The 8391-nt window shown below is 60.9% G+C and carries 5 protein-coding genes and 1 pseudogene; 4 read left to right on the top strand and 2 right to left on the bottom strand.

Annotated features, from left to right (window positions below; all coding sequences use genetic code 11):
- Nucleotides 1-75 precede the first annotated feature (75 nt).
- Both ACP7BV_RS26720 and ACP7BV_RS26715 read left to right on the top strand, forming a co-directional pair.
- Nucleotides 76-2175, top strand: a pseudogene (locus ACP7BV_RS26720) (efflux RND transporter permease subunit); the annotation flags it as partial.
- A 200-nt stretch (nucleotides 2176-2375) separates the two neighbouring features.
- Nucleotides 2376-3089, top strand: coding sequence for a PEP-CTERM sorting domain-containing protein (locus tag ACP7BV_RS26715; protein WP_426107927.1), 714 nt, complete (start codon nucleotides 2376-2378; stop codon nucleotides 3087-3089).
- Between the two features lie 49 nt (nucleotides 3090-3138).
- Here ACP7BV_RS26715 and ACP7BV_RS26710 read toward each other — a convergent pair whose 3' ends face one another.
- Entirely contained in the window at nucleotides 3139-5553 is a 2415-nt protein-coding gene (locus ACP7BV_RS26710; RefSeq protein ID WP_426107926.1) for a catalase, read from the bottom strand.
- 136 nt (nucleotides 5554-5689) lie between these two features.
- Complete coding sequence (locus ACP7BV_RS26705) at nucleotides 5690-6226, bottom strand: DUF883 family protein (RefSeq protein WP_426107925.1); 537 nt, start codon at nucleotides 6224-6226, stop codon at nucleotides 5690-5692.
- Nucleotides 6227-6488: 262 nt separating this feature from the next.
- Here ACP7BV_RS26705 and ACP7BV_RS26700 point away from each other — a divergent pair, with 262 nt between their 5' ends.
- Both ACP7BV_RS26700 and ACP7BV_RS26695 read left to right on the top strand, forming a co-directional pair.
- Nucleotides 6489-6827 carry a helix-turn-helix domain-containing protein gene (locus ACP7BV_RS26700; protein WP_426107924.1) on the top strand — a complete coding sequence of 113 codons (339 nt, stop codon included), beginning with the start codon at nucleotides 6489-6491 and terminating at the stop codon, nucleotides 6825-6827.
- Complete coding sequence (locus ACP7BV_RS26695; RefSeq protein ID WP_426107923.1) at nucleotides 6827-8167, top strand: type II toxin-antitoxin system HipA family toxin; 1341 nt, start codon at nucleotides 6827-6829, stop codon at nucleotides 8165-8167. The genes ACP7BV_RS26700 and ACP7BV_RS26695 overlap by 1 nt, the downstream gene beginning before the upstream one ends.
- Nucleotides 8168-8391: the final 224 nt, after the last annotated feature.

Here is an 8391-nt window from a genome sequence, read left to right as displayed (position 1 = left end):
ACATTGAAATTGCTGCCGATGAGGCACTGCGTCGGCCAGCCGGACACGCAGTGGCAGTTTATGAAACATTCAGGCTATGAAGGCGCGATCCTGGCGGTGCTGGTGGTGTTCTGGTTCCTGCGCGACTGGCGCGCCACGCTGGTGGCCGCCGCCGCGCTGCCGCTGTCGGTGATTCCCGCTTTCCTGGGGCAGTACTGGTTTGGCTACACATTGAACACCGTCACGCTGCTCTCGCTCGCGCTGGTGGTGGGCGTGCTGGTGGACGACGCGATCGTCGAGATCGAGAACATCTCGCGCCACCTGCGCATGGGTAAAACCCCGATGCAGGCGGCGCTGGAAGCGGCCGACGAAATCGGCATGGCGGTGATTGCGACCACCTTTGCGCTGGTGGCCGTGTTCCTCCCAACCGCTTTCATGGGCGGCGTGCCCGGCCTGTTTTTCAAGCAGTTCGGCTGGACCGCAGTGCTGGCGATTCTGGCCTCGCTGGTGGTGGCGCGCCTGCTCACGCCGATGATGGCGGCCTACATCATGAAGCCGCTGCCGCACGGCGAAGAAAAAGACGGCTGGCTGATGACGCGCTACATCAGCGCCATGAAGTGGTGCCTGAACCACCGCCTGGTGACGGCCATCGGTTCGCTGGTGTTTTTCGTGGTGTCGATCAGCCTGGTGTTTTTGCTGCCGACCGGCTTTGTGCCGCCGGCCGACCGCGCGCAAACCATGATCAACGTCGAACTGCCCCCCGGCTCGACGCTGGCCGAAACGCGCGTGGTAGCCGAACAGGCGCGCCTGGCGGCCATGCAGGTGCCGGGCGTCACCAGCATTTTCAGCTCCATCGGCGGCGGCTCCAGCGGCGACGCGTTTGCCCCAGGCGCTGCGGCCGAAGCGCGGCGCGCCGTGCTGACCCTGACCACGCTGCACCGCGACAAGCGCAAGGACTCGCTCGACCAGGTCGAACGCCAGATCCGCACCCGGCTCGACCAGATTCCCGGCGCGCGCTTTAACGTCGGCCCGCAAGACACTGGCGTGAAGATGCAGCTGGTGCTGCGCAGCGAAGACCCGGTGGCGCTGGTCGAGTCGGCGCGCAAGGTAGAGCGCGAACTGCGCACGCTCAAGGGTATTGGCAACGTCAGTTCCAGCGCCTCGCTGGTGCGCCCCGAGATCATCGTACGGCCCGATTTTTCAAAAGCGGCCGACCTGGGCGTGACCGCCGCGTCCATCGGCGAAACGGTGCGGGTGGCCACCGCCGGCGACTACGACCAGGCGCTGACCAAGATGAACCTGGCCGAACGCCAGGTGCCGATCCGAGTCAAGCTGCCCGACGCCGTGCGCGCCGACCTGGCTGCGATTGCGCGCCTGACGGTGCCCGGCAAGAACGGGCCGGTCATGCTGGCCAACGTGGCAAGCATCACGATGGAAAGCGGTCCGGCGCAAATCGACCGCCTCAACCGCAGCCGCAACGTGACGCTCGAAGTGGAACTGTCGGGCCGCTCGCTGGGCGAAGTCAACGCCGAGGCGCGCGCGCTGCCATCGATGAAGGCCTTGCCCGCCTCGGTGAAAATCGCCGAACTGGGCGACGCCCAGGAAATGCAGGCGCTGTTTGCCAGCTTTGGCGTGGCCATGCTGATCGGCGTGCTGTGTATTTATGGCGTGCTGGTGCTGCTGTTCAAGGACTTCATGCAGCCGATTACCATCTTGCTGGCGCTGCCGCTGTCGATCGGCGGCGCCTTTGTTGCGCTGCTGGTGACCGGCAAGGCCTTGTCGATGCCGTCGATGATCGGCCTGATCATGCTGATGGGGATCGTGACCAAAAATTCGATTCTGCTGGTGGACTATGCCATCCTGGCGCGCGAAGCGGGCATGAGCCGTTTTGATGCCCTGGTTGACGCTTGCCACAAGCGCAGCCGCCCGATCATCATGACCACCATTGCGATGGGCGCCGGCATGATGCCGCTGGCGCTGGGCTGGGGCGCCGACCCGAGTTTCCGTTCGCCGATGGCGGTGGCCGTGATCGGCGGACTGATCACCTCCACGCTGCTCAGCTTGCTGGTGGTGCCGGCCGGTTTCACCTACATTGATGATCTTGAGCATCTCTTACGGCGGGCGGTACAGCGCCTGCGCAAGCATCCGGCGCCGACGCCGCCAACAGTCATTCCGAAGCTCAATAACGCGAAATAGCAAGGTGAAAACCAGGAAAGCCAGCGCAATCGCTGGCTTTTTTTCATCTTATGTTAAGTAACGAACAGATGTATTTTTGTAACTTGTGTTGGCAACTATGCATTTTCCGAGATTTTGAGGTAGAATTTGCCCTTAGGAAAGCTCTGCCCAAGCTTCGCACTGTGTTTTCCTCAGCTCCTTAATCTTTCTGGAAAAACATCGTGAAAAATTTCATTCCCAGCGCTGCCCTATGCTCCTTGACACTGCTGGCCACTGCGGCCAGCGCCGGCCCGGTCAAAGCTCCGACGATTGCGGCCTCGCAAAACGATGTGCAGCTTGGGCTGAGCGCTGCCGACACCTTCGACTACCTCGGCAAGGTCAACACGCAGGGCGTGCAGGGCAGCACGCCGTTCGCCGACGAGTACGCAGGCAACTGGAGCGCTATCGGCGCCTTTGGCAGTGGCGGCAAGGCGACGCTCGCCCATGGCCAGGTCAACAGTCCGCTTCAGTTCGGTTTTTCCTTTGGCGCCGACATGAAAAACGGTACCTGGTCGGTCACGAACACGCTCAAGGATACCGACATCACGCTTGACCTGGTATTTTCCATGCATACCGGCGGCGGTAGTGGCGCCTGGCTGTTTGACGATCAAGTCTTATTGGCGGGCACCACCTTGAACGGATCGTGGGTTCAGCGCATGCTCAATAATGGCAAGAACGCCGGCGACTTTTCGAATCTGACGCTGTTCGGAAGCGGCATGCTGCTGACTGCGAAAGAGCCGACGCCGACACCAACGCCGACACCAACGCCAACGCCAACGCCCAGGCCACCGGACGACAGCGCTGCGGTCGCCCTGCCCGAGCCTGCCACGCTGGGCATGCTGATGCTGGGCCTTGGCGTCATGGGATTCATGGGGCGCCGCCGCAAGCAAACCTGATGTCATGCACCAAAAAAAACGCCAGCTCAACGCTGGCGTTTTTTTTCGCTTACACCATCGGCGGATCGGTCTCGCGAGCGAACGAGCGGTGCGAGGCCAGGGCTTGCTTGAAGGCGTCGACGGCGGCCGCCAGGTCGTCATTGTCGGTACCGATCAGGGCGGGATCGGGCGAGCCGTCCGGCAAGGCCGGCGGCACACCAGCCTGCTGGAGCAGCGCCGCAGCCGTGCCCACGACCATGATCGGCTTGCAATGGCGGTACTGCTCGCGCATGAAGTCGAGCGCATGCGCGTCGCGGCTCAGCGCCTTGACGGCTGCTTCGCCGTCGGGCACGACGACCGCGTCATACAGCACCGAAGGCCCCGCTTCGAGCGTGATTTCGACAAACAGCACGCTGCCGTCGCTCGACTGCACCTTGCCCAACTGGCTACCCACCAGGCGCGGTACGGCGCCATCGGCCAGCAGGGAACTGTAGATCTTGCGTACCATCACGCCGTCAACCCCATTGCCAACCAAAATGGCAACCTTGCGCGTCTGGATACCGGTTTGGCCCGGACGGCTGAGCAGCGACAGCGGCGGCGACGGCTCGTACTCGGGCAGCGGCAGCGTGGTGGCCATTGGCTGCGGCGCCGGCACTTCCATGCCCAGGCCTGAGGCCACTGCGTTCACCAGAGCGATGTCGACATTGGCGAGCAGCGACAGCACGCGCTCGCGCACGGCCGGGGTCTGCACCCGCGTCAACTCGAAACGGAACGCGGCAGCAATGTGGGCCTGCTCGACGGGCGACTGGCTGTGGAAAAACAGGCGCGCCTGCGAATAGTGGTCCGCAAACAGTTCCGGCTTGCCGCGCACCTTGTCGGCTGCGACCGGCTGCGGGAAGCTGGTAAAGCCGGCCGTACCCGCCTGGAACGGACAGCCCCCGCCCAGCGAATTGGGTTCGTAATTGACGCGCCCACGGTGTATGGCCTGCCGGTGCATGCCTTCGCGCTGATTGTTCTGCACCATCGCCACCGGCGCATTGATGGGGATTTCGTGGAAATTCGGGCCGCCCAGCCGGCTGATCTGCGTATCCAGGTAGGAATGAATACGCCCTTGCAACAGCGGATCGTTGGTGAAGTCGATGCCGGGAATGATGTGGGCGGTGCAAAATGCCACTTGCTCGGTTTCCGCGAAAAAGTTATCCGGGTTGCGGTCCAATACCATCTTGCCGATGGGCGTGAGCGGCACCAATTCTTCGGGCACCAGCTTGGTCGAATCGAGCACGTCGAACTCAAAAGCGTCCGCCTGCTCTTCGGTAAAGACCTGTACCGCCAGTTCCCATTCCGGGAAGGCGCCCGCTTCGATCGCCTCCCACAGGTCGCGCCGGTGGTAATCGGGATCGGCACCGATCAGCTTGGCGGCCTCGTCCCAGACCAGCGAGTGGGTGCCCTGCAGCGGCGTCCAGTGGAATTTGCAAAAGCGCGATTCGCCGGCAGCGTTGACCAGGCGGAAGGTGTGCACACCGAAGCCTTGCATGGTGCGGTAGCTGCGCGGAATGGCGCGGTCCGACATTTGCCACATGAGCATGTGGGTCGACTCGGGCATCAGCGAGACGAAGTCCCAAAAGGTATCGTGAGCGCTGGATGCTTGAGGCATCGCGTGATGCGGCTCGGGCTTGACCGAGTGCACCAGGTCCGGGAATTTCATCGCGTCCTGGATGAAGAAGACGGGGATGTTGTTGCCAACCAGGTCCCAGTTACCCTGGTCAGAATAAAACTTGACGGCAAAACCGCGCACGTCGCGCACCGTGTCCGAGGAACCTCGTTCGCCGGCGACGGTCGAAAACCTGGTAAAGACCGGTGTGCGCTTGCCTGGCTCGGCAAACACGGTCGCGCGGGTCAGTTCGCTCAAGTCCTTGTAGCTTTCAAAGTAACCATGGGCAGCTGAACCGCGCGCGTGGACCACGCGCTCGGGAATGCGCTCATGGTCGAAATGGGTGATTTTTTCGCGCAGGATAAAGTCTTCCAGCGCGGTCGGGCCGCGCAAGCCGATCTTGAGCGAGTTTTGGTTGTCGGCGATCGGCACGCCCTGGTTGGTGGTCAGGCGCTGCCCGCCGCCGTCAACACGCACACGGTCGAGCGGGTCGACGGTAGGATTCGATCCCGGTGGCGGCATGCCTGCGCCCACCTTGTCGGAGGTGATGATTTCGCTGCTGGTGCTGCCGGTAGCGGCCGGCGACGATGGCGTGCGCGTCTGCCCTGCAGGGGGCGTGCGTGCGGCGTCGCCGTGTTCGGCGGCCTTGTTTTCATTGGAAGGCATCGCTGCGGCGAGCTGCTGGCCAGCAACGGTTTTCTCCAACAAGCGTTCCGAGACGGGATTCATGTTGCCAAGAGTAGAGGGCGGCGGCGCATTGGAAGGGCCGGACACCGTACTGAGGATGGAGCCGGCGCCCTCGTCGGATTGGCCGGATTTCTTACGTGTAACCATTAAACACCTCGAACTTGGGAAAGGGATGACAAGGCAGAAATGTCTATTCTGCAAAATTTACGATACAGACGCGCCTGTACAGCCGGTCGGCGGCAAGCCATCCGGCGCACGGGCGACAAACCGTGTCGCGTAGTGATTAATTGCGGCGTCCCAGCAGCTTGGACAGCGTGTAGCCGGCCGCCAGCGCGATCAGTACCGACTTTGCCGGGCTGGTGCGCACATACTCGCGGCCCGTGTCCGCAAAGCGGCCGTAAGCTTCGCTAAGTTGCTTAGATCTGTCTTCGAAACGCGAACCAGCATCGGTCAGCGCGGACGAGAGTTTCTCGACGCCAGCGTGGGCGGTGGTGGCGATGCGGTCGGCCATTGGCTTGGCGGCATCGGCTGCCTTGTCAATGGTCTGGTGCATTTGCGAGGCGCTGGTGTCGAGCGACTTGTCGAGGGACTTGTCGAGGGACTTGTCGAGGGACTTGTCTTGCGACTTGTCCTGGGCCTTGTCGAGCGACTTGTCGTGGGATTTGTCGATACCGTTGTCGAGATTGCCGAAGCCAACGGTCTTGCTGCTGACATGGTCGTTGCCGCCCATATCCTTGTTCAGATCCTTGCCCATGCTGCTGCCCGAGCCTTCATTGCCAACGTTGCTGCCATTACCTTGCTGCGGTTTTTGAGTGTCCATGATCGTTCCTCTATAAGTTTTGTAATCCAGCGCGGGTGCTTCATCTGAAGCGATGTAGCGAATACAAAAAATATAACGATTACCTTGCGCTCACTGTGCGTTAACTAACAGAGCTGTCAAGGCCGCCGGGAACACTCCACCCTACAACTCAAGCGGTGTATAACAAAATTACGTATTACACGTTGTATTGAATATTTACAAGCCATGGATTGTAATTAGGATTTACACGTTCTACACTGTAGGTTCGGTATAAGGGGTTGCCATGGACTATCAGATCAAAACTCTCGAGCAACTGCGGCCCATACTTGTTGGTCTGAGGAAGCAGGCTGGCCTGTCCCAAGCGGCGCTCGCCGCTTTGCTGGGCGTATCCCAGCAAAGCTATGCCAAGATCGAGTTGCATCCGCCCACGACGAGCGTCGAACGGCTGTTCAAAATCGTGAGCTTACTCGGCGGAAACCTCATCCTGAGTGACCGGATGCCAGCAGAGCCTTCGGCCTCTTCCTTGAAGCGGGCAAGCGAGGCGCCCGGAAACAACAGCAAAAAGGCATCTCCAGCTCCCGCAAAATTGATTCCTCCGTCCAAAGAGACGGAGAGCTGGTAATGGGCCGGAAATCCCACGCGCAACGACTCACTATCTGGCTTAACGGCATTCCGGTCGGGTACTGGGAAACGTCGCATGGCCGCCATGCCTTGTCCTACTTTGATGAGTGGCTGGCCGATGAGCAAGTACGCCCACTGTCGCTTTCGCTGCCTGTTACACCGCAAAACGCGAGCCATCATGGCGCCGTGGTCGGCAACTACTTTGACAACCTGCTTCCCGATAGCGAAGCGATCCGCAGGAGAATTGCCCGGCACTTCAATACCGATGGCATCGAACCGTATCAATTGCTCGCGGCCATAGGACGCGATTGCGTGGGTGCCATCCAGCTGTTACCAGGCGACGAAGTGCCGCAGAATCTGTTTTCGATCACGGGCGAAAGCTTGTCCGAAGGCGAGGTCGCCGCCATCCTCAGGAATGCAACATCGGAGCGTCCCCTGGGACAACACGATGACGAAATCGACCTTCGCCTGTCAATTGCCGGGGCACAGGAGAAAAGCGCGCTATTAAAGCACGAGGGGCAGTGGCACCGGCCGACGGGCAGCACGCCAACCACGCACATCTTCAAGTTACCCCTGGGCCTGGTGGGCGCGATGCGGGCCGACATGCGCACGTCCGTCGAAAACGAGTGGCTGTGCGCGCAGCTCGTGCACGCTTTCGGCTTGCCAATTGCGCCCTGCGAGATCGCCTGGTTCGACGGGGTAAAGGTGCTTATCGTCGAGCGCTTCGACCGTCGGCTTGCCAACGACGCCAGCTGGATTGTGCGCTTGCCCCAAGAAGACTTTTGCCAGGCCACCGGCACGTCGCCGCTGCGAAAATACCAGGCCGACGGCGGCCCCGGCATCACAAAGGTCATGGACATACTTCTGGGCTCCGAGAATGCGAAGGTCGATCGAGTCCAGTTCTTCAAAACCCAGATCGTGTTTTGGCTACTCGCTGCAACTGACGGGCATGCCAAAAATTTCAGCATTTTCCACCTGCCGCAAAGCCGCTTCACGGCGACGCCTCTCTACGATGTGCTGTCCGCGCATCCTGTCTTGGGTAGCGGGCCAAACCATGTCGCTGTCCAGCGCGCCAAACTGGCCATGGCGGTTCGCGGTGTGGAAAATCACTATCATCTTCAACAGGTACAGCGGCGGCACTGGACACGCCATGCGCAGCTGGCAGGGCTGGGGGCGGCCGCGGCCGAAACGATCATTGACGAGCTCGTTACTGTGGCGGGCGATGTGGTGGCCGCCGTGTATCGCCGGCTGCCGCTAGAGTTTCCCAAAGATCTGGCAGATGCCATCCTGGGAGGAGTCATCCATCAAAGCGAACGCCTGAGACGCATGGCAACTACCTGACCGGGTACGTGGCGCTGTTGCAGCAACGATTACCCGACAAAAAAATACCCGCAAGGCCTATCGCGCTGCGGGTATTTTAAAGTTCCATGAGACAAACTGAAACTGTGTACTGGTGCCGATTGCCGGCCCCAAAAACCCAAGAAATTCAGTGACTATTCAGCCTGAGCGCACAGTGTAGAAAGTTGTTGTAAACAAATCTTAGATAACGCATCATGGGGCATGCC

Source organism: Massilia sp. TSP1-1-2 (assembly GCF_049896185.1).
Taxonomy (GTDB): domain Bacteria; phylum Pseudomonadota; class Gammaproteobacteria; order Burkholderiales; family Burkholderiaceae_D; genus Telluria_A.
The sequence above is the reverse complement of the archived record's forward strand: the minus strand, read 5'-3'. Positions and strand labels throughout refer to the sequence as shown.